Origin of the sequence: Xanthobacter aminoxidans (assembly GCF_043193615.1) — a bacterium.
Classification (GTDB): Bacteria; Pseudomonadota; Alphaproteobacteria; order Rhizobiales; family Xanthobacteraceae; genus Xanthobacter; species Xanthobacter aminoxidans.
The window spans coordinates 635,191-658,341 of record NZ_JBAFUS010000001.1 but is presented as its reverse complement, the minus strand read 5'-3'; the positions used below and the strand labels follow the sequence as shown (position 1 = coordinate 658,341).

Here is a 23,151-nt window from a genome sequence, read left to right as displayed (position 1 = left end):
CTAGTCCCGTTCGCCTGCCGGCGCGAGGCCGTCATCGCTCCGTGAAGGCGCGGGCCATGGCATCGGCGAGGGGGCGGAGCAGATAGCTCATCACCGTGCGCGAGCCGGTGTGGAAGGCGACTTCCGCATCCATGCCCGGCTGGAGCCGGCTGCGCAGGTCGGCCGGCACGTCCGTCTCGTCCACGCCGACGCGGGCGAGGAAATAGGGCTGGTGGGTGGTCTCGTCCACCAGCCGATCGCGCGACACCGACGCGAGATGGCCGAGCACCATGGGCGTGGTGCGGCCGTGGAAGGCGGGAAAGCGCACTTCCACCGCCTCATGGAGGTCGAGGCGGTCGATGTCCTGCACGGGCACGCGGGCTTCCACCACCAGCGGCGCGTCCAGGGGCACGATCTCCAGCAGCGTGTCGCCGGGGCGCACCACGGCACCCACCGTGTAGATGCGCGGGTTGATGTTCTGCACGATGCCGCTGCTGGGAGCGCGGATCTCGATGCGCTCCAGCACGCTGCGCGTGACCTGAACCTTCTCCTTCAGCTCCGCCAGCTTTTCGCGGATGTCGAGCAACTGGGAGCCGACATCCTCGGCCCGCTGCTGCGTGAGCTGGACGATCTGCATCTTCTGCTCGCCGATGGAGCCGCGCGCCTTGGCCTCGTCGGCAATGTTGCGGCCGACGAGCCCGTCCAGCCGCGCCTTTTCCCGCTCGAGCGAGGAGACGCGCGACTTGTTGACGAGGTGCTTGCGCTCCAGCTCGCGAACGGCGGTCAATTCGTCCTCGACGAACGCCAGTTGTTGCCGGGCCGAGGCGCGTTCCTGGGCAAGTCCCTCCAGTTCGTGCCCGAGCTGGACGATGCGGCCGTTCAGGATGTCGATCTGGCTCTGGAAGGCGGCGCGGCGGTCGCGGAACTGGGCGATCTGGTCGGCCATGGCCTCCCGGACGGCGGCCACGCGGGCGATTTCCAGAAGCTCCGGGGGGAAGGTGATGGTGGTGGCATCGTCCCGTTCGGCGACGAGCCGGGCTTCCAGAGCCAACGCGGCACGTCGCTGGGCGAGGGCGGCCTCGTCATTGGCCCGCGACTGGGTGGGATCGAGCCGGAACAGGGTTTCGTCCCGTCCCACCTTCTGCCCTTCCTGCACCAGGATGGCGGCGACGATGCCGCCTTCCAGATGCTGTACCACCTGCCGCTTGCTCTCCACGCCGATCACGCCCGGCGCGACCACCGCGCCGTCGACGCGGGCCATCGCCGCCCACCCGCCCAAGCCCAGGAAGGTGACGGCGATCAGGGCGTAGCCCGCGAGCGCGACGCTGCGATAGCCCGAGGGCGGCTGGGGCGAGGCGCCAGCGAAGGGACGGTCGGGAAAGGCGGGCGAGGTCATGCGCGCCTCACGGCTGGTTCGCCGGGCCGGCCGACGAGGCCGGTGCGGTGCCGAGGCCGGCGACGGATTTGCGGACGCGAACAGTCGGTGCCCCACCCCCGGCAGAGGCTGCGGGTTGGGGCATCTGCGTGGGAGCCGAACCCTGGGCGACGCGCTTCATCACTTCGTCGCGCGGGCCGAAGGCGAGGGCGGCGCCATCCTTGAGCGCGAGCACGAGATCGCACTGGGCGAGGGCGGCCGGCCTGTGGGTGATGAGCACCACCGTGCGGCGCGCCGCCTTCAACTGCTTCAGCGCCTCGGTGAGCGCGGCTTCGCCGGCCGGATCGAGACTGGCATTGGGCTCATCCAGCACGATCAGCGCCGGCAGGCCGAACACCGCGCGGGCAAGGCCGATGCGCTGGCGCTGCCCGCCCGACAGGGCGAGGCCGCCGTCGCCGATCTCGGTATTGTAGCCCTGCGGCAGTTGCTGGATCATCTCATGGACCCCGGCGAGCTGCGCCGCCGCCACCACGGCCTCCGGCTCGGCGGCGGTGAAGCGGGCGATGTTCTCGGCGATGGTGCCGGCGAACAGCTCCACGTCTTGCGGGAGGTAGCCGACATGGCGGCCGAGCTGCTCCTCGTCCCAATGGGCAAGGTCCGATCCGTCGAGCCGCAGTGCGCCTGACGCGGCCGGCCACACGCCGACCAGCGCCCGCGCGAGGGTGGACTTGCCGGCCGCCGTCGGGCCAATGACGCCGAGGACGCTGCCGGCGTCGAGCCGGAACGACAGCTGCCGCAGCACCGCCGTCTCGCGGCCCGGCGCCCGCACGAACAGGTTCTCCACGCTCACCACCCCCGTGGGTTCCGGCAGGCGCAGCCGCTCGGGCGGGGGAGGGGCGGCGCGCAGCAGCAGCTGGATGCGGCCATAGGCGGTGCGCATGTTCACCACCGATTTCCAGTTGCTCACCGCCTGCTCGATGGGCTGGATGCAGCGGCCGACGAGGATGGAGCCGGCGATGATCATGCCCGGCGAGATCTGCTTCTGGATGGCGAGCCACGCGCCGAGCCCGAGCACGATGCTCTGCACCAGCGCACGGTTGAATTTGGTGATGCCGATGAGAAGCGCGCCCCGGTCGCCGGCCCGGCTCTGCCAGCCCATGGCGCCCTCGTGCGCCTCGCTCCAGCGCGCGCGCAGAGCCTTCGACATGCCCATGGCCTTGAGCACTTCCGCATTGCGCAGGGTGGCCGTGGCGAGGGCATTGGCCTTGATGCTGGCGCGGCTCGCCTCGGCGAGGCTCTGGCGGGTGGCGCGGTTGTTCAGCACGGCGAGGAAGCCGGAGAACAGGCAACTCGCCACCGCCAGCACGCCATAATAGGGATGCAGCAGCGTGGCGCAGATCATGTAGATGGGCACCCACGGCACGTCGCACAGAGCGGCGAGGCCGGCACCGGCATAGAAGTCGCGCACGGTGTCGAGATCGCGCAATGCCTGCGCCTGTCCGTTGCCCGGCGCGCGCAGCGCCATGCGGCGCACGGCATCGAAGACGTCCGCCGCCACCTTGGTGTCGAAGGCGATGCCGGCCCGCTCCAGCAGTCGGGACCGCAGCCCTTCCAGCGCCGCCCACACCAGATAGAGGAAGGCGGTGATGAGGGTGAGCAGCACCAGCGTCTCGATGCTGCGGCTGCCCAGCACCCGGTCATAGACCTGCATCATGTAGATGGAGGCGTTGAGGCCGAGGAGGTTGATGAAGAAGCTGAACACCACGACGCTGACGAAGGCCGGCCGGATCGTCCGGAGAGCACGGTCCAGCGCCGTCGGTGCGCCCGAGGCGGCTGGCTCTCTCGATCCCTTTACGCTCATGCCCCGGCGTCTCCGGCCCGGCTGGGGCCAATGCTCGTATAGCGCGCAAGGGCGCCAAGCCTTCCTTTTATGCGGCGGGAGCGGCCGGCGGAAGCGGTGGAAGGGGCAGCCGTGGCTCAATTTGCATTGCCGTTAGGGCAGGCTGGTCCGGCCGTAAACGCTTTCGACTTCGCCACAATGGGATGCGAGGATGACGGCACGGAAAGACCATGGCCCGCATCTTCGCCTTCCTCGTCGTCTTCATCTCGCTGCTGGGTGCGGCGCCTTGGCTCGTGCCCGTGGCGAAGGAGAGCGCGAAGCTGATCGCCGCCCGCGACGATCCCGCCGCCCTCGCCGATCTCGGCCTTCGGGACTTCACGGGGGAGGATGCGGCGCGCGCCATCGCGGCGGCGCTGGCGGAGGACGATACCGCCCTCGCCACCTCCTATCTCGCTTTGGCCGATGCCCGGCACCTCGCCGTGTCCCCTGATCTGCGCAAGCAGGTGGAGGCGGCCAATGGCACGACGGCGCAGGCGCTGCATTCCGCCAAGGCGTTCGGCATGGGCTTCGTCACCGGCCAGCCCAATGATCTCGCCGGCCTCGCGGGCGCGGCGACGAGCGACCTCATGGTCTGGGGGGACATCCGCGACGCCGGCCGCGAGGGCCTGAAGATGGCCCGCGGGGAGGAACCGGACCAGCTCATTCTCGGCCTGTCGGCAGTAGGCATCGCCGTCACTGCCGGCACTTATGCCACCGTGGGCGCGAGCCTGCCGGTGCGCATGGGCATCTCGCTGGTGAAGGTGGCGAAGCGCACCGGCCGCCTCTCCGCCGGCCTGCTGCGCAGCTTCACCCGGGCAGCCCGGGAAAGCGTGGACTTCGTGGCCCTGCGCCGCCTTCTCTCCGGCGCGACGACGGTGGACGGCGCGGCGGTGAAGAGCGTGGTGCGCACCGATCGCCTCGCCACCCTCACGCGGATGCTGGACGACACCGCCCGCATCGAGGCCAAGGCCGGCACCCGCGCCGCGTTGGAAGGGCTGAAGGTGGCCGAGGGCGGCCGGGACCTCTCCCGCGTCGCCCGGCTCGCCGACGCCAAGGGCGCGCAAACGCTCGCCATCCTGAAGACGCTGGGGCGCGGCGCCATCACCATCACCAGCCTGCTGTTCCACCTCATCTGGTGGGGCTTCCTCGCGGCCTTCTATCTGTTCGCGCTGGTGTCGAGCTTCAACTCCTTCTGCGTCGCGTGCGCCCGCCGGACGTGGCGGCGCAAGCGGCGGCGGGGGCACCGGCACGCGGCGCCCGGCGCGATGCCACGCGGAAAGCTGTTCGTGCGGCGCGCGCCGACCGTTGCGCCCGTGCCGGAGATCGCGGTTCCCGCTGTTGCCGCCGCGGATGTCATCGCCGAGGCCACCCGCGACGTGCTGGCCGCCACCAAGGCAGTGCGCGCCCTGGCGCGGGATGGTGAGACGGGTGGGGAGTTGGCAGGCGGGGAGGGACCTTCTAGTTTCCCGGCCCGCGCGCCCGAGCGGCGCGACACATTCCCGCTCGCCGTTCCCCGCGAAGGTCCCTCATGCCCCATTTCTCCTCCGACGGTGTCGATATCGCCTATCTCGATCAGGGTGCCGGCGAGCCGGTCCTCCTGATCCACGGCTTCGCCTCCACCAAGGAGATCAACTGGGTCGGCCCCTCCTGGACCAAGACGCTCACCGAGGCGGGCTATCGCGTCATCGCCTTCGACCATCGCGGCCATGGGGAATCCGAAAAGCTCTACGATCCCGCCCTCTACGACACCCGCCTGATGGCGGAGGACGCCCACAACCTGCTCCGGCATCTCGGCCTCGAGCGGGCGGATGTGATCGGCTACTCCATGGGCGCGCGGGTCGCCGCCCAGATGGCGCTGCATTTTCCCCATGCGGTGCGCTCGGCCATCTTCGGCGGTCTCGGCATCCACCTCGTGGAAGGCGCGGGCCTGCCGCAGACGGTGGCGGACGCGCTGGAGGCGCCGAGCCTCGACGACGTTGCGGACCCCATGGGCCGCATGTTCCGCGCCTTCGCCGATGCCAACAAGGCGGACCTGAAGGCACTCGCCGCCTGCATCCGTGGCTCGCGGCAGGTGCTGACGCGGGAGGAGGTGGGGCGCATCTTCCAGCCGGTGATGGTGGCGATCGGCACCCGCGACACGGTTTCAGGCGCCGCCGCGCCGCTGGTGGCGCTGCTGCCGGACGGCACCCAGCTCGACATTCCCAACCGCGATCACAATCCCGCCGTGGGCGACAAGGTGTTCAAGCAGGGCGCTCTCGACTTCCTGAAGTCCCGGCCCTGACGCCGGCCGGCGGGAACCTCTCGCCTTGCCGCAGCATGTGCTAGAACAGGAGCAAGTTTGATCCCCGAGGAGGCAGAGATGCCGCAAGTGCCGATGGTTTCCCAGATGCCGGAGCTTGCCGTGCCGCGCGTGACGCGCCTTGGCACCGAGCGCTGGCACGATGTGGTGGACCCCGTATGGGCGCGCCTGCGCAACGAGGCCGAGGAGGCCGCCGAGCGCGAGCCGCTGCTCGCCGGATTCTTCACAAGCGCCATCCTCGGCCAGCCCAGCCTCGAAGCCGTGATCGGCGAGCGCATCGCCGCCCGCCTCGGCGACACCGACCTCCCGGGCTCCGCCATCCGCGCCGCCTGGCTTGATGCGGTGGCCCGCGACAAGGACATCTCCCAGGCCCTGCGCGCCGACGTGATGGCCGTGGTGGACCGCGACCCTGCCGCCGACCGCACGCTGGATCCGGTGCTCTATTTCAAGGGGTTCCACGCCATCCAGTCGCACCGGCTCGCCCACTTCCTGTGGAACAACGGGCACAAGGATTTCGCGCTCTACCTCCAGAGTCGCGCGTCGTCCGTCTTCGCCGTGGATATCCATCCCCAGGTGCCCATGGGCCGCGGCGTGTTCTTCGACCATGCCACCGGCATCGTCATCGGCGCGACGGCGGTGATCGAGGATGACGTCTCCATCCTTCAGGGCGTGACGCTGGGCGGCACCGGCAAGGAGAGCGGCGACCGCCATCCCAAGATCCGCCGCGGCGTGCTCATCGGTGCCGGCGCCAAGGTGCTCGGCAATATCGAGGTGGGCCGCTGCGCCCGCGTCGCCGCCGGCTCCGTGGTGCTGAAGCCCGTGCCCCGCAATTCGACCGTCGCCGGTATCCCGGCCAAGGTGGTGGGCGAGGCCGGCTGCGCCGAGCCTTCGCGCTCCATGGACCAGATGTTCGAGGACAACATCTGGTCCGGTGCGGACATCTGACCCCGCCGGCTTGAACGCGCGCCCGATGGCGGCCATAAGGCGGCCATCCGCTCTCAGGAGGACACCCCTTGGACAAGACCGAGATCGAGCAGGTGCAGCGTTATATGCGGAACCTCTTCAACAATCCGCAGATCAACGTGGCCGCCCGCGCGAAGCCGAAGGGCAGCGCCGAGGTGTTCCTCGGCGAGGAAGCCATCGGCACTCTGGACAAGGACGAGGAGGACGGCGAGCTTTCCTATCATTTCCGCATGCCGGTTCTGGACAAGGACGCTCCCAGCTACCTCCGCACCAAGTTCGGCAACCCGAAGTTCAAGGTGGTCGCCTTCGCCAAGTCCAAGGACACGGCCGAGGTCTATCTCGGCGATGATGCCATCGGCACTCTCACCAAGGACGAGGAAAAGGGGAAGGCCACGCAGAACTTCCGCATGGCCATCTTCGAGACCGACCTCGAGTGAGCCTGCGACAGGCGCGGGCGTCCAGCGGGACGCTTGCGCCCGGCCCTGAACGCGCTACACCTCTGGCATATTGAATCCAGAGGGGAGGGCGCCGTGGCGCTGCTGGAGGTCTCCGGGGAGCGGTTCAGGGTGGAGGTGACGGGGCCGGAGGGCGCGCCGCCGCTCATCCTCTCCCATTCCCTCGGCTGCACGCTCGGCATGTGGGACGAGGTGGTGCCGCTGTTCGCGGGCCGCCGCCTCATCCGCTACGACGCCCGCGGCCATGGCGAGAGCGCCGCGCCCGACCAAGTCTATTCCATGGGCGACCTCGGCCGCGACGTGCTGGCGATCATGGACCGGCTGAACCTCGCCACCGCCGATTTCTGCGGCCTGTCGCTGGGCGGCATGGTGGGCCAGTGGCTGGCGCTGAACGCACCGCAGCGCCTCACTCGCCTCATCCTGTCCAACACCACCGCCCATGCCGGCCCGGCGCGTTTCTGGGATCACCGCATCAAGGCGGTGCGCAAGGACGGCACAGGCCCCATCGCCGATTCCGTCATCGACAGCTGGTTCACGTCCGAGTTCAAGGCGCAGCGCCCGGCCCGGGTGGCGGAGGTCCGTGCGATGGTCACGGGCACGAAGCCTTCCGGCTACATGGGCACCAGCGCCGCCATGCGCGACATGGATTTCCGCGCCGACCTACCGCGCATCGCCACCCAGACGCTGGTCATCGTCTCCGACGGCGACCGCTCGACGCCGCCGGCCTGGGGCGAGGCCATCGCCGCGGCTATCCCCGGTGCGAAGCTGGCGCGCCTGCCGGGCGGGCACCTCTCCGCCATCGAGCAGCCGGAGGCGTTTGTGCGGGCCGTCTCGGCGTTCCTCGCATAGGCGCGCGCTCGCGTCGCGCCGGCCGGGCGTGACATCGCCCGGCGCTTGTGGAAGATGCCGCGAATGCGTGGAGGCGCGGCATGGCATCCCATCAGAGCGGTCACGGCCACGATCACGACGACCACGATAGCCACGACCAAGACCACGACCACGCCGGCCATTCGCACGGCCATGGCGGCCACGGCCATTCCCATGCTCCGCCGGATTCGCTCCGGGCTTTCGCCATCGGCGCGGGGCTGAACCTCGGCTTCGTCGTCATCGAGGCCGGGTTCGGCTTAATGTCCGGCTCGCTCGCCCTTCTGGCGGATGCGGGCCACAATCTCTCCGACGTGCTCGGCCTGCTGCTCGCCTGGGGTGCCGCATGGCTGTCGCGCCGGGCGCCGACGGCGAAGCATACCTACGGCTACGGCCGATCCTCCATCCTCGCCGCGCTCGCCAATGCGACGCTGCTGCTGGTCGCCACCGGCGGCATCATCCTGGAAGCCTTCGGCCGGATCGCCGATCCCGAGCCGATCCAGACCGGAATCGTGATGGTGGTGGCGCTGGTGGGCGTCGGCGTGAACATCGGCACGGCGCTTTTGTTCATGGCGGGGCGCAAGGGCGACCTCAACGTCCGGGGCGCCTTCGTGCACATGGTGGCGGACGGCGCGATCTCGCTGGGCGTTGTGATCGCCGGTGCGGTGATCGCCCTCACAGGCTGGCTGTGGCTGGACCCGGTGGTGTCGCTGGCGATCTCCGTCGCCATCATCGCCGGCACATGGGGGCTGCTGCGGGACAGCGTGAACCTCGCCATGGACATGGTGCCGGAGGGCGTCGACGCCGCGGAGGTGGAAGCCTATCTCGCCGCGCGGCCGGGGGTGAGTGAGGTGCACGACCTGCACATCTGGGGCCTCAGCACCACATCGGTGGCGCTCAGCGCCCATCTGGTGCGGCCCGGCGCGACGCTGGACGATGATTTCCTGTCGGAGACGTGCGCGGAGCTGAAAGCCCGCTTCGGCATCGTCCACCCGGTGCTGCAGGTGGAAGAGGGGCGCATGCAATGCGCCCTCGCGCCGAGGGATGTGGTGTAAAGCCGATCGCCCGCTCCAGGCGGGCGGCGGGCGAAATCAGGCCGCCTTCGGCGCCTGCAACCCTTCCAGCGCTTCGCGGGCGATGGGCTGAAGTCCCTCGCCGCCGTGCGCCACATGCTCGGCGATCTTGGAGCGCATGCGCGGGTCCCAGAACTTCTTGATGTGCGTGCGCGTCGCCTCCACGGCCGCCTCGTGCTTCTGCGCGGCGAAGGCGGTGGCGATCTGGTTGGCCATATAGACCAGCTTCTCGGTGGAGTTATGCGACATGGTCCCGTTCCGATGAAGCGGGCGCGATGCGCCCGGGATGGGTGAAAATCTCGAAGCCGTCATCGCGCACGATGGCGGCAAGGGTGATGCCCGCCGCCTCCGCCGTGCGGATGGCGAGGGAAGTCGGGGCGGACACCGCGGCGATGACGCCCACGCCCAGCACCGCCGCCTTCTGCACCATCTCGATGGAGACGCGGCTGGTGAGTAGCAGCAGGCCCCGCGCGGTGTCGAAGCCGGCATCGGCGGCCATGCCGACCAGCTTGTCCAAAGCGTTGTGACGGCCCACGTCCTCCGCCAGCGCGAGGATGCCGCGGCCGGGCTCGAAATAGGCTGCGGCGTGCACCGCGCGGGTCTCGCGGTTCAGCGCCTGAAGCGGGCCGAGCGTGGCCATGGCGTCCAGCACCACGTCCGGCGCGAAGACGGACGTGGCAGTGACATGGGCGGCGGGCTTCACCGCCTCGGCGAGGCTCTCCACGCCGCACAGGCCGCAGCCGGTGGGGCCGGCGAGCGCCCGGCGCCGGGCGGAGAGATGCTTCATCTTCTCCTCGGCGATCCACATGCGCGCCTCGATGCCCTCATCGACGACGATCACATCGCGGGAAAGGATTTCCTCTTTCGCCGCGACGATGCCCTCGGTGAGGGCGAAGCCCAGCGCGAAGGCGGCGATGTCGGTGGGGCTCGCCATCATCACCGCATGGGTGGTGCCGTTGAAGGTGAGGGCTACCGGCACTTCCTCGGGCACCGCCCGGGTGCCGGAGGAGACCTGCCCGTCCCGCAGCTGCACACGCTCCACCCGCCGCGCCGGAGGGGGCGCGGGGAGGTCTGAGGGGAGCGGGCAGGCGGGCTCGTCGGTCATCTCGTCCATTCAGATGGGAGCACCTGAGGGCGCCCGGAAGGGGGGAGCAGGGGGGCGGAGGCCCCCGGCCTCACTCCGCCGCGATGCGGCGGCTGGTGCGGCTGAGGTTCTCGTACTCCTCCTGCCACTGGGTCGGGCCGTTGGAGGGCGAGACCTGCACCGCCGTCACCTTGTATTCGGGGCAGTTGGTGGCCCAGTCCGAATAGTCGGTGGTCACCACGTTGGCCTGAGTCACCGGGTGATGGAAGGTGGTGTAGACCACGCCCGGGGCGACGCGATCGGAGATCACCGCGCGCAGCGAGGTGGAGCCGGCGCGGCTGTCCAGCTTCACGAAGTCGCCGTCGCGGATGCCGCGGACTTCGGCGTCGTGGGCATGGATCTCCAGCACGTCCTCCGGGTGCCAGACCACGTTCTCGGTGCGCCGGGTCTGGGCGCCCACGTTGTACTGGCTGAGGATGCGGCCGGTGGTGAGCAGCAGCGGGAAGCGCGGCCCGGTCTTCTCGTCGGTGGGCACGTACTCGGTGAGCATGAACTTGCCCTTGCCGCGCACGAAGCCGCCGATGTGCATGATCGGGGTGCCTTCCGGCGCCTTCTCGTTGCAGGGCCACTGCACCGAGCCCATCTCGTCGAGCAGCTTGTAGTTCACGCCGGCGAACGAGGGGGTCAGCGCCGCGATCTCGTCCATGATCTCGCCGGGGTGGCTGTAGGTCATGGGGAAGCCCAGGGCGTTGGACAGCATCTGGGTGACTTCCCAGTCCGCATAGCCGTTCTTCGGCGCCATCACCTTGCGGATGCGCTGGATGCGGCGCTCGGCATTGGTGAAGGTTCCGTCCTTCTCAAGGAAGGAGCAGCCCGGCAGGAAGACGTGGGCGTAGTTGGCGGTCTCGTTCAGGAACAGGTCCTGCACCACCAGGCACTCCAGCGCGGCAAGGCCGGCGGAGACATGCTTGGTGTCGGGATCGGACTGGAGGATGTCCTCGCCCTGCACATACATGCCCTTGTAGGTGCCCTCGACCGCCGCATCGAACATGTTCGGGATGCGCAGGCCCGGCTCGTCGTCGAGCCCGACGCCCCACAGGGCTTCGAACGATGCGCGGGTGGCGTCGTCCGAGATGTGGCGGTAGCCCGGCAGCTCGTGTGGGAACGAGCCCATGTCGCACGAGCCCTGCACGTTGTTCTGGCCGCGCAGCGGGTTCACGCCCACGCCGTTGCGGCCGATGTTGCCGGTGGCCATGGCGAGGTTGGCGATGGCGATGACGGTGGTCGAGCCCTGCGAATGCTCGGTCACGCCCAGGCCGTAATAGATGGCGCCGTTGCCGCCGGTGGCGTAGAGGCGAGCCGCGCCGCGCACCGCCTCGGCGGAAACGCCGGTGTACTTCTCCACCGCCTCGGGGGAGTGGCGCTCCTCGGCGACGAAGGCGGCCCATTCCTGGAACTCGTCCCAGTCGCAGCGCTCGCGCACGAACTGCTCGTTCACCAGCCCCTCGGTGACGATGACGTGGGCCATGGCCGTCACGATCGCCACGTTGGTGCCGGGGCGCAGCGGCAGGTGGTAGGCCGCCTCGATATGGGGCGAGCGCACCACGTCGGTGCGGCGCGGATCGATCACGATGAGCTTGGCACCCTGGCGCAGCCGCTTCTTGAGGCGCGAGCCGAACACCGGGTGGCCGTCGGTCGGGTTGGCGCCGATGATAAGCACCACGTCGGACTCTTCGATGGAGTCGAAGTCCTGCGTGCCGGCCGAGGTGCCGTAGGTCACGGACAGGCCGTAGCCGGTGGGCGAGTGGCAGACGCGGGCGCAGGTGTCCACGTTGTTGTTGCCGAAGCCGCCACGGATCAGCTTCTGGACGAGGTAGGTCTCCTCGTTGGTGCAGCGCGAGGAGGTGATGCCACCCACCGAGCGCTTGCCGTACTTCTCCTGGATGCGCTTGAACTCGGAGGCGGCGTAGGCGATGGCCTCCTCATAGCTCACTTCCTTCCACGGCTCGTGGATGGAGGAGCGGATCATGGGCTTCAGGATGCGGTCCTGGTGGACGGCGTAGCCATAGGCGAAACGGCCCTTCACGCAGGAATGGCCCCGGTTCGCCTTGCCATCCTTGTAGGGCACCATGCGCACCAGCTCGTCGCCGCGCATCTCGGCCTTGAAGGTGCAGCCGACGCCACAATAGGCGCACGTCGTCACCACCGAATGCTCGGGGGTGCCGATGTTGTACATGGCCTTCTCGTTCAGCGTCGCGGTCGGGCAGGACTGCACGCAGGCGCCGCAGGAGACGCACTCCGAGGTGAGGAAGCTCTCGTCCATGCCGGGCGAAACGCGGCTGTCGAAGCCACGGCCGGAGATGGTGAGCGCGAAGGTGCCCTGCACTTCCTCGCAGGCGCGGACGCAGCGATTGCAGACGATGCACTTCGACTTTTCATAGGTGAAGTAGGGGTTGGACTCGTCCTTCCCGAGCTTCGTGTGGTTCTCGCCCTCGTAGCCGTAGCGCACGTCGCGCAGGCCGACGACGCCGGCCATGTCCTGCAGCTCGCAATCGCCGTTGGCGGAGCAGGTCAGGCAGTCCAGCGGGTGGTCGGAGATGTACAGCTCCATCACCCCCTTGCGGATCTTCTTGAGCCGCTCGGTCTGGGTCTTCACCACGATGCCGTCCGCCACCGGCGTGGTGCAGGAGGCGGGCGTGCCGTTGCGGCCTTCGATCTCGACCAGGCACAGGCGGCAGGAGCCGAAGGCGTCGAGCATGTCGGTGGCGCAGAGCTTGGGGATCTGGTTCCCCACCTCCATCGCGGCGCGCATGATGGAGGTGCCTTCCGGCACCTGCACTTTCATGCCGTCGATGGTGAGCGTGACCAGATTCTCCGACTTGGAAGCCGGCGTGCCGTAGTCGATTTCATGGACGAGGGACATGTCGTTCCTCCAATTATTCTGCGGCGGCCGGCAGCTTCGGCGTGGCGCCGAAGTCTTCCGGGAAATGGGTGAGGGCGCTGACGACGGGGTATGGCGTGAATCCGCCGAGCGCGCAGAGCGAGCCGAGCTTCATGGTGTGGCAGAGGTCTTCCAGCAGGGCGAGGTTCTGCTCGCGCTTCTCGCCGGCGACGATCTTGTTGATGGTCTCGACGCCCCGGGTGGAGCCGATGCGGCAGGGCGTGCACTTGCCGCAGCTCTCGTGGGCGCAGAATTCCATGGCGAACTTGGCCATGTGGGCCATGTCCACCGTGTCGTCGAACACCACGATGCCGCCATGGCCGATGAGCGCGTCCTTGGCCGCGAAGGCCTCGTAGTCGAACGGCGTGTCGAACTGGTGCACCGGCAGGTAGGCACCGAGCGGCCCGCCTGCCTGCACCGCCTTCACGGGACGGCCGGAGGCCGTGCCGCCGCCGATCTCGTTGACAAGCTCGCCCAGCGAGATGCCGAACGCCGTCTCGAACAGGCCGCCGTGCTTGATGTTGCCCGCGAGCTGGATGGGCATGGTGCCGCGCGAGCGGCCCATGCCGAAGTCGCGATAGAACTTGCCGCCCTTGTCGAGGATGATAGGCACGGTCGCGAGGGAGACGAGGTTGTTGATGACGGTGGGCTTGCCGAACAGGCCCACATGCGCCGGCAGCGGCGGCTTGGCGCGCACGAGGCCGCGCTTGCCTTCCAGGCTCTCGAGCAGCGAGGTTTCCTCGCCGCACACATAGGCGCCGGCGCCCATGCGCATTTCCATGTCGAAGGAGACGCCGGAGCCGAGGATGTTGTCGCCGAGCAGCCCCGCCATGCGGGCCTTCTCGATGGCCTTCTCCATCACCACGAAAGCGAGGGGATATTCCGAGCGGCAGTAGACGAAGCCCTTGGTCGCGCCCACGGCGAGTCCGGCGATGGTCATGCCCTCGATGAGGCAGTAGGGGTCCGCCTCCATGATGAGGCGGTCGGCGAACGTGCCCGAGTCGCCTTCGTCTGCGTTGCAGACGATGTACTTCTGGTCGGCCGGGGCAGCGGCGACCGTGCGCCACTTGATGCCGGTCGGGAAGCCGGCGCCGCCGCGGCCGCGCAGGCCGCTCTCGAACACCTCTTCCACCGTCCCGGACGGTCCCAGCTCCAGCGCGCGCTTCAGGCCGCGATAGCCGCCGTGGGCCTCGTACTCGGTGAGGGAAAGCGGGTCGATGATGCCGATGCGGGCGAAGGTGAGCCGCGTCTGCTTCTTCAGCCAGGGCAGCTCGTCCACCACGCCGATGCATTTGGGATGGTCGGCGCCATGCAGGAAGCCGGCGTGCAGCAGCTCGTCCACCTCGGCGGGCGTGACGGGGCCGTAGCCGATGCGGCCGCGCTCGGTCTCGATCTCCACCAGCGGCTCCAGCCAGAACATGCCGCGCGAGCCGTTGCGGGTGATGTCGGCGGTGATGCCACGGGCGAGAAGGCCGGCTTCAAGCCGCTTGGCGACGCGGTCGGAGCCGCAGGCGATGGCGGTGGCGTCGTTGGGAACGAAGATGCGGGGGGACTTCATTACACCTCTCCGAAGTGCTTGCCGGCGGCGACGCACTCGGCGATTTCGTCCACCGTGGCGCGGTCGAGGCGGCCGACCAGCTGCCCGTCCACGAGGGCGGAGGGGGCACAGGCGCACAGGCCGAGGCAGTAAATGGGCTCAAGCGTCACGCGGCCGTCGGCCGAGGTCTCGCCCATGGAGACGCCCAGCTTCTCTTCCGCATAGGCGGTGAGGGCGGTGCTGCCCATGGACTGGCACGCCTCGGCGGCACAGAGCTTCACCACCGTGCGGCCCGGCGGCTCGCGGCGGAAGTCGTGATAGAAGGTAAGGACGCCGTAGACCTCGGCGCGGGAGAGATTGAGCGTCTCCGCGATCATCGGCACCACGGGATCTGGCACGAAGCCGAACGTCTCCTGCAGGGCGTGCAGGATGGGCATGGTCGCCCCGTCGAGATGCTTGTGCTCCGCGATCACCTGCGCTGCGCGCTCGGTGCTCCAATCCTCATAGACCGCCATGGACGTCTCACTTTCCCCAACTGACCGAGGCCGCGTTGCCGCTGCTTCGTGTTGCTTGGGGGAAAGTGTGTCATACGCGGCCCTTCAATCAAGGCAGCTGTGGGATGTTGCGATAGAACATCTCTATCAAGCGGCGCCCGTTGGAGACGCGCCGGAACCGGAAATCAAGGCGCTGGCCTGCGTCATTCCGGTCAGTCTGGGATGGTTCTTGGTATATTGATCGTGTTTTTCTATGCGGACACGGTTTTGGGAGCGGCCATGGCCGCCCCAAATTATTGCATTGCAGCAATTGCCGGATCGGTCACCGTGGCCTGCTCCAGCTTCGGAGCGATGCGCCGCGCTTCCGCTACGAGAGCCGCCGTGATCGGCGTGGTCGGCTCCCGATGGGGCACCACGAGGCCGATGGAGTGGGAGATGTCCGGCTCCAGGATCGGAATCGACCGCACGGTGGAGGTGAGCCCCAGCGAGTCTGCGAGCATGGCCGGCATCACGCTGGACCAAAGTCCCGTGCGCACATGGGTGAACAGCACGATCATGGAATTGGATTCGAGTGTCGGCTTGTGGCTGGCGCCGGCGGCGGCGAGGAGGTTGTCCACGATGCGCCGGTTCTGCATGTCCGGGGTGAGAAGGGCGAGCTGCAGCTCGGCCACCTCCGCCCAGGTCACGCTCTCCCGGTCGCCGTACTTGGCGTCGGCGGCCGTCACGAGGCGGTAGCGCTCGCGATAAAGCGGCACCGTGTTCACCCGGCCGAGGGGCTCGTTGTCGAGATAGGTGAGGCCGGCGTCGATCTCCAGATTTTCCAGGTGGTTCAGGATTTCGATGGAGGTGCGCGAGATCACCGTGAAGCGCACGTCCGGATGGCGGGCGCGGAACGGGGTCGTCAGCGCCGCCACCATGGGCAGGGCGGTGGGAATGGCGGCGATGCGCAGGGGGCCGGCGAGGCCGCGCTTCAGCGCGTCGATGTCCTGACGCATGGCGCGCGAGTCGGCCACGATGCGCCGCGCCCATTCCAGCGTCCGCTCGCCCTCGGGGGTGAAGCCCATGAAGCGGGAGCCGCGCTGCACCAGCAGCACCCCCAGCGTGTCCTCCAGCTGCTTGATGCCGGCGGAGAGGGTGGGCTGGGTGACGCCGCAGGCTTCGGCGGCCCGGCCGAAATGGCGTTCACGGGCAAGAGCGATCAGGTATTCGAGCTTGTCTATCATGCCGCCATATCAGTGCGGCGGGCGGTGGCGCGCAAGGCGGCTTCGTTGCCGCACCGCAGCGCCGGCGGAGGTCATCCACTGCCGCAGCGCGACACGGGAAACATCGCTGCCGTCGGTGGCGGTAAGCCGAAGGTGTATTTGCTGATTCGCGCAATCCCACTCTCGCGAACGTGACCTTGGGCACGGGAACCGTCCACCAGCAATTAAGGTTATATTAGGGATGGCGATGGTGCGGCGGACCATCAGCCGGAATCGGGGAGAGGGAGTCCCGCGATGCTCCGCGTAGCCAATGGGTCTGTTCTGATTTCTGTGGTCGTGATGCTGTTCGCCACCCTGCTGGTCGCGACGCCCACCCTTGCCTTCCTGATGCAGCCGCACGAGCACCCGGCCGAAACGCCCAGGCCGCCTGTTCGCAGCGTATCCGCATTCGCCTGAGATCATATCGCGATGGAGCTTGTCCGTGGCTTGCGCGGCCAGGCGTCCGGGCGATATCGCACGTCCTGAGCTCCATGCCCCGGGGCATCTTCACGCGCGGGCAACCGCGCCAAATTCGATGCCAGCGCCTTCGGCCCGAACGTCCGCTGCCCTGACCGGCATCGAACGTCGGGCGGAACGATCGGAGCGCCGCCATCATCTGGGGCCTGAGCGGGCATCTCGCCAGTCATGGCCTCGAGACGGCGCGTGGCCGCGCGGTAACGCTTGGGATGCGAAGAGCCTGGGATGGGGTGGAAAATGGCAGATCAAGCTGGGCAAGGTGCACCACAGGCCGAAACTACTGGCAAGCGTGCGCTTCCATCGGCACGCGGCCGGGAAGACGGGCTGCTGGCGCTGATGGTGGCCTTCGCCATGGGCCTCGCGCTGGCGCTCGTGCCCTTCGGCAGCGATGCCAGGGCGCAGTCGCGGGGGATGTTCCCCTCGCATGGCGGGTCGCCCCTTACGGACTTTTTCTCAGCTCTGTTCGGCGCTCGCCCGACCTATCGGTCTAGCGAGCAGCCCCGCATCATCGTCACCCCGCGCATGCTTGATGCGGCGCCGAGCTACAGCGGCGGTGGCCACGGCTATTGCGTGCGCACCTGCGACGGGCGGTATTTCCCGCTCGCCGGCCGCGCCGGGGTGGAGAAGAGCGATCTCGCCCAATGCGCCGCCTTCTGTCCGGCCGCGAAGATGACCGTGGTGAGCACCTCGGATCCCGCGCGCGGGATCGAGGGAGCCGTCACCCGCGAGGGCAAGCCCTATTCGGAACTGCCCAATGCCTATGTCTACCGTCAGCGCCTCGTCGAGGGCTGCACCTGCAACGGCAAGGTCGGCGGCCTCACCCATGTGGATGTCATGGAAGACCCCACGCTGAAGCGCGGCGATGTGGTGATAACCGCCGAGGGCAGCCGCGTCTTCACCGGCAAGACCAAGGGACCACCCTACCGCGCGGCGGACTTCGTCGAGCCGTCCCGCTTCCCCGAATTGCCGCGCTCCATGCGGGCGCGCCTCGACGAGCTCACGGTGGCCTCGCGATAGGCGTTACCGGCCCTTCGAGGCCTGCCGGGCGGTGTTGAGGGCCACGGCGGCCCGAATCAGGGCCTTGAACGCCTCGGGCTCCACCTCTTTCCCTTCATGAATGTCGATGGCCCGGCGGGTGCCGCCGCCGAGGCCCGCATTGAAAAGCCCGCTCGGATCGTTCAGCGCCGCGCCGTGGGCGAAGGTCAGCTTCACATAGGTCTTGTAGACCTCCCCGGTGCAGAGGATGCCGTCATGTTCCCATGTGGGCACGCCGGACGGATTGGTGGGCTTCACCCACTTCACCGCCTCGGTCACCTCAGGATCGGCTTCGTGGATCAGGGCGCGCACGCGGGCGAGGGCGTCGCCGCGCCAGTCCTTCAGTCTCGCAATCCTGGCGTCGATGCGGGCTGCAGGAGAATCAGGATCGCTCATGCGGCCTCCTGGGGTCTCCGCGAGGGGCCCGCGTCCGGCCGGAAGCCTCAGACGGCCGCCCGGCTGCGCGCGGACTTGCGATTGCGACGGACGGTGCCATCGGACGGAACGGCATTGGCTTCGATCGCCGGAGCGTCGCCGGTGGATGCCTCTTCTTCGGCATTGCCGTCGGCCGGATCGAGCAGGGCGCGGATGCGCGCGGCAAGGTCGCCGCCGGCGTCATCCGCCACGGCCTGACGGATGGGCGAGCCGTTACCCTCCAACCGGGCGGTGAGGGCGGCGAGGCGCGCCGCGAGGTCGGTCATGCTTTCGCGCAGGATCGCGTTGTCGGCACCGTCGGCAGCAGGGACTTCGCTCGCGAGCGGGGCGGGGGTAGAAGCGCTGTCGTCTCGGCGGCGCTGCACCGCCTCTTCCATGAGGGCGTGGTCGGCCTTGAGCATGCGCAGGGCATCCTCAAGCCGCCGGTTCTCGGCCTCGGCCGCGCCGAACTCGCTGGCGCGCCGCTGCTCGAAGGCGTGGACGACGGCGCGGTTGGCGTCGAGGTCGGCCTCCGCCATGGCGAGCGTCTGGGCGAGGCGGTCGCGCTCGGTCTCCAGAGCGGCGATGGTCTGCGCCCGCGCCTCGCTCTCGACCACCTTGAGGGCAAGGGCTTCCTGCGCCTCGGTGAGATCGGTGGAAAGCTCGGTCGCGGCTTGGGCCGCGATGGCGCGGGCCTCAAGTGTGGCGGCGCGCTCGGCTTCAAGGGTGGCGGACGTTTCCTCGAGCCGGCGGGCGGTGTCGGCGAGGCGCGCGCTGAGGCTCGCCACGTCCGCTTCGAGGGCAGTAACGCGGGTGCGGGCGGCGGCAAGCGCCTCCTCGCGGGCCTTCAAGGCCTCGGCCTGGGCGCGGGCATCCCCAGTGAGGGTGCCGTGGGCGGCTTCCAGCGCGGCGAGGGCGGCGACCCGATCCGCCAGCGCCTCTTCGAGGCGAGCGACGGTGGCGGTGCGGTCGGCGAGCTGGTCCTGCGTCTCGCCCAAAAGCACATCGCGCTCGGCGCTGGTGGCTTGGAGGAATGTGTGCTGGGCCTGGAGGGTCTTCAGTTCCCCTTCCAGCTCGAACGTGCGCTGGCGCTGGGTCTCGATGGTGGCGGCGTTGGCGACGATGGTGTCGCGCATGGCGTCGGATTGCAGCTCCAGCCGCCGCTGGTTGAGGGCGAAGAAGGCGCGCTGCTGGTCCTTGTCGGCCTGCACCTCGAAGATGGAGATGGGCACCGCCGCCTCCACCCTTTTGGTGGTGAGCCGGACGGCCCGGTGCCAGACCGCGGGCAGCACGAGCAAAGCCACGAGCGTTGCGATCAGCACGCCCAGCATGAAGTACATGATCTGCTCGATCACGCGCGCACTCGCCCTTTGCCTAGAGGCCACATCGGCGGAGCCGCCCTGCGACCGAGCCTTCCGCCCGCCGTCGCAGGCGGGCGCCAGCGCCATTCATGCCATGGCCCGCGCGCGCGTGCCAGCGCCGTCAGGCCCCCAATGCGATCAGAAGGGGTTCCAGGTGGGATTGGGGGTGAACTTGAGGTAGCCGAGATTGGCCCCGAGGCGCACGCCCACGCCCGAGCGGATCGGAACCACCACGATCCCGTCGGCGCCGAGCGCGGTCATGCCGAATCCCGCGACGAGATAGGCCGAGCCGGAGATGCCGCCGAAGCGGCGGAAGATGTCGTCCACGCTCTTGAGGTTGTAGACGAGGATCATGGTGCGGGCGCCGTCGCCGCCGAAGTCCCAGCCCACCGAGGGGCCCTGCCAATAGACCTTCAGGTCGCCGGCGTTGCGGGTGTAGAGCACGCCCTCGCCGTAGCGCAGGCCGCCGATGAAGGCGCCGGCGCCTTCCTGGCCGAGGATGTAGCCGTTGGGCTGGCCCCACTGGCCCACCGCCTTTTCGATGGACAGCGCCAGCCCGCGGGAGACGCTGCCGAAGAAGGAATGGCCCTTGCTCACCAGTTCGTTGGTTGAATAGTTCTGTGGCGCCGGCCCTTGTTGTGCGGCGGCCGGGGTGAGCCCGGCGGCGAGCGGCAGGCCAGAGACAACGCCCATGGCGACCGCGAGCGCGCGGGCGGTCTTCAGGAGGCTCCGGGGGAAGCGGACAGAAGAGAAGCGCACGGAAGCAAAGCGCATGGGGTCTCTCGCGGTGGGCTTCGGCCGGAGGGCTTCAGCGGGCGGGCGGTGAAATTCGCAAACAGCGGGACGAATCGGTTCGATTATGGCGACCAGTGTGACCGCGCAAAGGCGCGCCGTCGCTTGTCCCGAGCCGTTGCATCACAATCACCATGGTGATTGCGTGTTATCGGAGCGTTAATCGGCGGTGCGCGCGCGGGCCGGGCCGCCGGCACCCCAGGCGATGAAACCGTGCACCTTGTAGCTGGCGTCCGCATGCCCATAGGTGAGCGGGCTGCCGTCCGGACGGGTGACGCTGCCGCCCGCTGCGGCGACGAGGGCATGGCCGGCGGCGCTGTCCCACTCCATCACGGTTCCGAGCCGGGGATAAAGGTCCACCTTGCCCTCGGCCAGCAGACCGAACTTGAGCGCCGAGCCGGCCGGGATGCGCTCCGCCACCTGATAGCGGCCGATCAGCGCGTCCGTGGCGGGATCGCCGTGGGAGCGGCTGGCCGCCACCACGATCGGCCCCTCGGGCACCTGGCGGCAGGCGATGGGCGTCCAGTCCTGCGCATCCACCGCCGCGCCCGGGGCGCGGATGGCGCGGAAGGCGGCGCCGGGCCGGCCGGCGAACAGGAGCGCCCGGGCCGGGGCATAGACGATGCCGAGCACCGGCGTGCCGTCCTCCACCAGCGCGATATTCACCGTGTACTCGCCGTTGCCGGAGATGAACTCCTTGGTGCCGTCGAGGGGGTCGACCAGCACGAAGCGGTTGCCGCAATCGACCTGCGCGCCCAGCGCCATGGCCTCTTCCGCCACCACCGGCACGCCGGGCAGGAGATGGGCGAGGGCGGCGCAGATGATCTCTTCCGCCGCATGGTCGGCCGCCGTCACCGGGCTGAGGTCCGCCTTGTGGCGGGCATCGATGCCCTCCGCCTCGATGCGCCGGATGGCGACGCCGGCCGCCAGCGCCGCCTCGGCCATCCCCGCGAGGATGGCGGCATCGGTGGGCGCGGGGGAGCGGGGAGGGCGCTGGGTCATGGTCGGATCTCGATGGGCTCGTTTCGGCCGTCTCTAGACGGGCGCGGACCGCATGTCGATGCGGCGCAGGGGGGCGCGGCTTGTGGCCCTTCCCGGCGGCGGTGTATCAGGGCCGGCCGTCCTTCGAGACGGATTCGCCATTTCGAGACGCATGCGGTGCCCGGCGCCGTCTCCGTCGCCGCCCCGGGAAACGTCATGTCCGCCGACGCCCCCCGCATTCCGCTTGCCGTTTCCGCGCTCGATCTCGGCGCGCTCCTGTGCTCGCGGGTCTGCCACGACGTGATCAGCCCGGTGGGCGCCATCGTCAACGGTCTTGAGGTTCTCGAGGACGAGAACGCCGCCGACATGCGCGACGTGGCCCTCGACCTCATCGCCAAGAGCGCCCGGCAGGCCTCGGCCCGGCTCCAGTTCACCCGCCTCGCCTTCGGGGCGGCGGGTTCGGCCGGCGCCCGCCTCGACACGGGGGACGCCGAGCAGGTGGTGCGCGGTGTGGTCGAGGATCAGCGCACGTCGCTGGAATGGACGCTGCCGCGTGTGCTGCTGCCCAAGAACCGGGTGAAGCTGCTGCTCAACCTCGTCCTGCTCGCCGGTACCACCGTTCCGCGGGGCGGCGTCATCCGCGTCACCGGGGCGGGGGAGGGGGACGACGTGACCTTCGCTCTCGTCTCCACCGGCCAGAGCGCCCGCATTCCGCAGGGCATCGAGGCGCTGGCAACGGGCACCCTTCCCGAGGGTGGGCTCGACGCCCATTCCGTCCAGCCCTTCTATGCCGGGCTTCTCGCCCGCGACTGCGGCCTTTCGATCGGCTTCACCCAGGACGGTGATACGGTTACGCTCTCTGCCGCCTGACCGTCGCCCGAGGAATGCTCCCATGCGTCTGGCCGCACGCCTGCTTCTGCGTCTCGCGCTGCTTTGCGGCGTGCTGGCGCTGGCAGGTGTGGCCAGTGCCCACGCGAGCTGTCCCCATGAGATGGCGCCGGGCGCGCAGGCGGAGGTGAGCCCGCACGGGGTGATGGCGCATGTCGCGACGGTCACTTCGACCGCGCCCGAGAAGCGCCCTTCTTCCCACAGCCCTGCAGGCCCCCGTGCGAACGCCCAGCCTCTGGTGCCGGCGCATCTGGGGCATACCGGCGGCGCCTCCAGGCCGGCGGGACCGTCCTGCTGCTCCGGCTGGGGATGCCTGATGACCTGCCACTGGGTCGCGCCGGCGCTCGACCTCGCGACTGGGCCGAACGGACCCGGCCAGCGTCTCGCCTTTTCGTCCGCAAGCGACAGGCCGGCCCACGGACCCGAGGTCCAACTCCCGCCGCCCAGACCGCGCGCCTGACGGCTACGGCGCCGGCCGAGGGTGCCGGAACGGACATTTCATCATTCAGGAGAGACCCCATGCGGTCCCGCACTTTCGCGGCGCGCTCTCGCGCGGCCGTGCCCTTGACCTTTGCTGCCATCGTTGTAGCCGGCCTTCTGTCCATCAACCCGGCGGCGGCCCAGTCGGCCGTGCCCGGCGGCCCGATGATGCACGACATGCAGAACATGCCCCACGCCATGGGTGGGCCGGCCTCGACTGCGGCTGACACACCCTCCACGGCAGCGTTCAAGGCCGCCGGGGCGCAGATGCACAAGGACATGGACATCGCCTATTCCGGCGACACCGACATCGACTTCGTGCGCGGCATGATCCCCCACCACGAAGGCGCCGTCGCCATGGCCAAGGTGGAACTCGCCTTCGGAAAGGACCCCGAGATCCGCAAGCTCGCGGGGGGGATCATCAAGGCGCAGGAGGAGGAGATCGCCTTCATGAAGGCCTGGCTCGCCCGCGCCGAGGCCCGCGCGAAGGCGAAGTAGCCGGAGCCCCAAAACGCAAGAGGTTCCAAAACGCATGAGGC

Annotated in this window: 22 protein-coding genes; 10 read left to right on the top strand and 12 right to left on the bottom strand. The window is 69.1% G+C overall.

Annotated elements, in window-relative coordinates; genetic code table 11:
* Positions 1 to 31 precede the first annotated feature (31 nt).
* The gene (locus V5F74_RS02950; protein WP_394006180.1) at positions 32 to 1,375 is read right to left on the bottom strand and encodes an HlyD family type I secretion periplasmic adaptor subunit; all 1,344 of its coding nucleotides are present in this window, start codon (positions 1,373 to 1,375) and stop codon (positions 32 to 34) included.
* Positions 1,376 to 1,382: 7 nt separating this feature from the next.
* Positions 1,383 to 3,215 carry a type I secretion system permease/ATPase gene (locus V5F74_RS02945; protein ID WP_394006178.1) on the bottom strand — a complete coding sequence of 611 codons (1,833 nt, stop codon included), beginning with the start codon at positions 3,213 to 3,215 and terminating at the stop codon, positions 1,383 to 1,385.
* Positions 3,216 to 3,424: 209 nt separating this feature from the next.
* Here V5F74_RS02945 and V5F74_RS02940 point away from each other — a divergent pair, with 209 nt between their 5' ends.
* The 6 genes from V5F74_RS02940 to V5F74_RS02915 all read left to right on the top strand — a co-directional run bounded on the left by V5F74_RS02940 (position 3,425) and on the right by V5F74_RS02915 (position 8,869).
* Entirely contained in the window at positions 3,425 to 4,834 is a 1,410-nt protein-coding gene (locus tag V5F74_RS02940) for a hypothetical protein (RefSeq protein ID WP_394006176.1), read from the top strand.
* Positions 4,762 to 5,514, top strand: a complete 753-nt coding sequence (locus tag V5F74_RS02935) for an alpha/beta fold hydrolase (RefSeq protein WP_394006174.1) — start codon at positions 4,762 to 4,764, stop codon at positions 5,512 to 5,514. The genes V5F74_RS02940 and V5F74_RS02935 overlap by 73 nt, the downstream gene beginning before the upstream one ends.
* 78 nt (positions 5,515 to 5,592) lie before the next feature.
* Positions 5,593 to 6,477, top strand: a complete 885-nt coding sequence (gene cysE / locus V5F74_RS02930) for a serine O-acetyltransferase (RefSeq protein ID WP_394006172.1) — start codon at positions 5,593 to 5,595, stop codon at positions 6,475 to 6,477.
* A gap of 68 nt (positions 6,478 to 6,545) precedes the next feature.
* Entirely contained in the window at positions 6,546 to 6,932 is a 387-nt protein-coding gene (locus V5F74_RS02925; protein ID WP_024279618.1) for a DUF3126 family protein, read from the top strand.
* A 93-nt stretch (positions 6,933 to 7,025) separates the two neighbouring features.
* The gene (pcaD, locus tag V5F74_RS02920; RefSeq protein ID WP_394006170.1) at positions 7,026 to 7,799 is read left to right on the top strand and encodes a 3-oxoadipate enol-lactonase; all 774 of its coding nucleotides are present in this window, start codon (positions 7,026 to 7,028) and stop codon (positions 7,797 to 7,799) included.
* Positions 7,800 to 7,879: 80 nt separating this feature from the next.
* A complete protein-coding gene (locus V5F74_RS02915; protein WP_394006168.1) occupies positions 7,880 to 8,869 on the top strand; it encodes a cation diffusion facilitator family transporter in 990 nt (329 codons plus the stop codon).
* Between the two features lie 36 nt (positions 8,870 to 8,905).
* Here the strand turns inward: V5F74_RS02915 and V5F74_RS02910 are convergent, their stop codons facing one another.
* The 6 genes from V5F74_RS02910 to V5F74_RS02885 all read right to left on the bottom strand — a co-directional run bounded on the left by V5F74_RS02910 (position 8,906) and on the right by V5F74_RS02885 (position 16,166).
* Entirely contained in the window at positions 8,906 to 9,136 is a 231-nt protein-coding gene (locus V5F74_RS02910; protein WP_024279615.1) for a formate dehydrogenase subunit delta, read from the bottom strand.
* Positions 9,126 to 9,992 (bottom strand): formate dehydrogenase accessory sulfurtransferase FdhD, encoded by an 867-nt coding sequence (gene fdhD, locus V5F74_RS02905; protein ID WP_394007461.1) that lies wholly within the window; start codon positions 9,990 to 9,992, stop codon positions 9,126 to 9,128. The genes V5F74_RS02910 and fdhD overlap by 11 nt, the downstream gene beginning before the upstream one ends.
* Positions 9,993 to 10,062: 70 nt before the next feature.
* The gene (gene fdhF, locus V5F74_RS02900) at positions 10,063 to 12,894 is read right to left on the bottom strand and encodes a formate dehydrogenase subunit alpha (RefSeq protein WP_029557987.1); all 2,832 of its coding nucleotides are present in this window, start codon (positions 12,892 to 12,894) and stop codon (positions 10,063 to 10,065) included.
* Positions 12,895 to 12,907: 13 nt separating this feature from the next.
* Positions 12,908 to 14,470, bottom strand: coding sequence for a formate dehydrogenase beta subunit (locus V5F74_RS02895; protein WP_029557988.1), 1,563 nt, complete (start codon positions 14,468 to 14,470; stop codon positions 12,908 to 12,910).
* Entirely contained in the window at positions 14,470 to 14,964 is a 495-nt protein-coding gene (locus tag V5F74_RS02890; protein WP_029557989.1) for a formate dehydrogenase subunit gamma, read from the bottom strand. The genes V5F74_RS02895 and V5F74_RS02890 overlap by 1 nt, the downstream gene beginning before the upstream one ends.
* 272 nt (positions 14,965 to 15,236) lie before the next feature.
* A complete protein-coding gene (locus V5F74_RS02885) occupies positions 15,237 to 16,166 on the bottom strand; it encodes a LysR family transcriptional regulator (protein ID WP_024279610.1) in 930 nt (309 codons plus the stop codon).
* Between the two features lie 273 nt (positions 16,167 to 16,439).
* Here V5F74_RS02885 and V5F74_RS02880 point away from each other — a divergent pair, with 273 nt between their 5' ends.
* Both V5F74_RS02880 and V5F74_RS02875 read left to right on the top strand, forming a co-directional pair.
* Positions 16,440 to 16,601 (top strand): hypothetical protein, encoded by a 162-nt coding sequence (locus V5F74_RS02880; RefSeq protein ID WP_156026377.1) that lies wholly within the window; start codon positions 16,440 to 16,442, stop codon positions 16,599 to 16,601.
* Positions 16,602 to 16,898: 297 nt separating this feature from the next.
* Positions 16,899 to 17,678 carry a DUF2865 domain-containing protein gene (locus V5F74_RS02875; protein ID WP_394006165.1) on the top strand — a complete coding sequence of 260 codons (780 nt, stop codon included), beginning with the start codon at positions 16,899 to 16,901 and terminating at the stop codon, positions 17,676 to 17,678.
* A 3-nt stretch (positions 17,679 to 17,681) separates the two neighbouring features.
* Here V5F74_RS02875 and V5F74_RS02870 read toward each other — a convergent pair whose 3' ends face one another.
* From V5F74_RS02870 to cysQ, 4 genes are all read right to left on the bottom strand, one after another.
* Complete coding sequence (locus V5F74_RS02870) at positions 17,682 to 18,092, bottom strand: DUF1801 domain-containing protein (protein ID WP_394006163.1); 411 nt, start codon at positions 18,090 to 18,092, stop codon at positions 17,682 to 17,684.
* Between the two features lie 47 nt (positions 18,093 to 18,139).
* On the bottom strand, positions 18,140 to 19,465 hold the full coding sequence (locus V5F74_RS02865; RefSeq protein WP_394006161.1) for a hypothetical protein: 1,326 nt from the start codon (positions 19,463 to 19,465) through the stop codon (positions 18,140 to 18,142).
* 144 nt (positions 19,466 to 19,609) lie between these two features.
* Positions 19,610 to 20,164, bottom strand: coding sequence for a DUF1134 domain-containing protein (locus V5F74_RS02860; RefSeq protein ID WP_250166740.1), 555 nt, complete (start codon positions 20,162 to 20,164; stop codon positions 19,610 to 19,612).
* A gap of 258 nt (positions 20,165 to 20,422) precedes the next feature.
* The gene (gene cysQ / locus V5F74_RS02855) at positions 20,423 to 21,265 is read right to left on the bottom strand and encodes a 3'(2'),5'-bisphosphate nucleotidase CysQ (protein ID WP_394006159.1); all 843 of its coding nucleotides are present in this window, start codon (positions 21,263 to 21,265) and stop codon (positions 20,423 to 20,425) included.
* 195 nt (positions 21,266 to 21,460) lie between these two features.
* Here cysQ and chpT point away from each other — a divergent pair, with 195 nt between their 5' ends.
* Entirely contained in the window at positions 21,461 to 22,114 is a 654-nt protein-coding gene (chpT, locus tag V5F74_RS02850) for a histidine phosphotransferase ChpT (RefSeq protein WP_029557995.1), read from the top strand.
* A gap of 675 nt (positions 22,115 to 22,789) precedes the next feature.
* Entirely contained in the window at positions 22,790 to 23,110 is a 321-nt protein-coding gene (copM, locus tag V5F74_RS02845) for a CopM family metallochaperone (RefSeq protein WP_245279465.1), read from the top strand.
* The last annotated feature ends 41 nt before the right edge of the window (positions 23,111 to 23,151 follow it).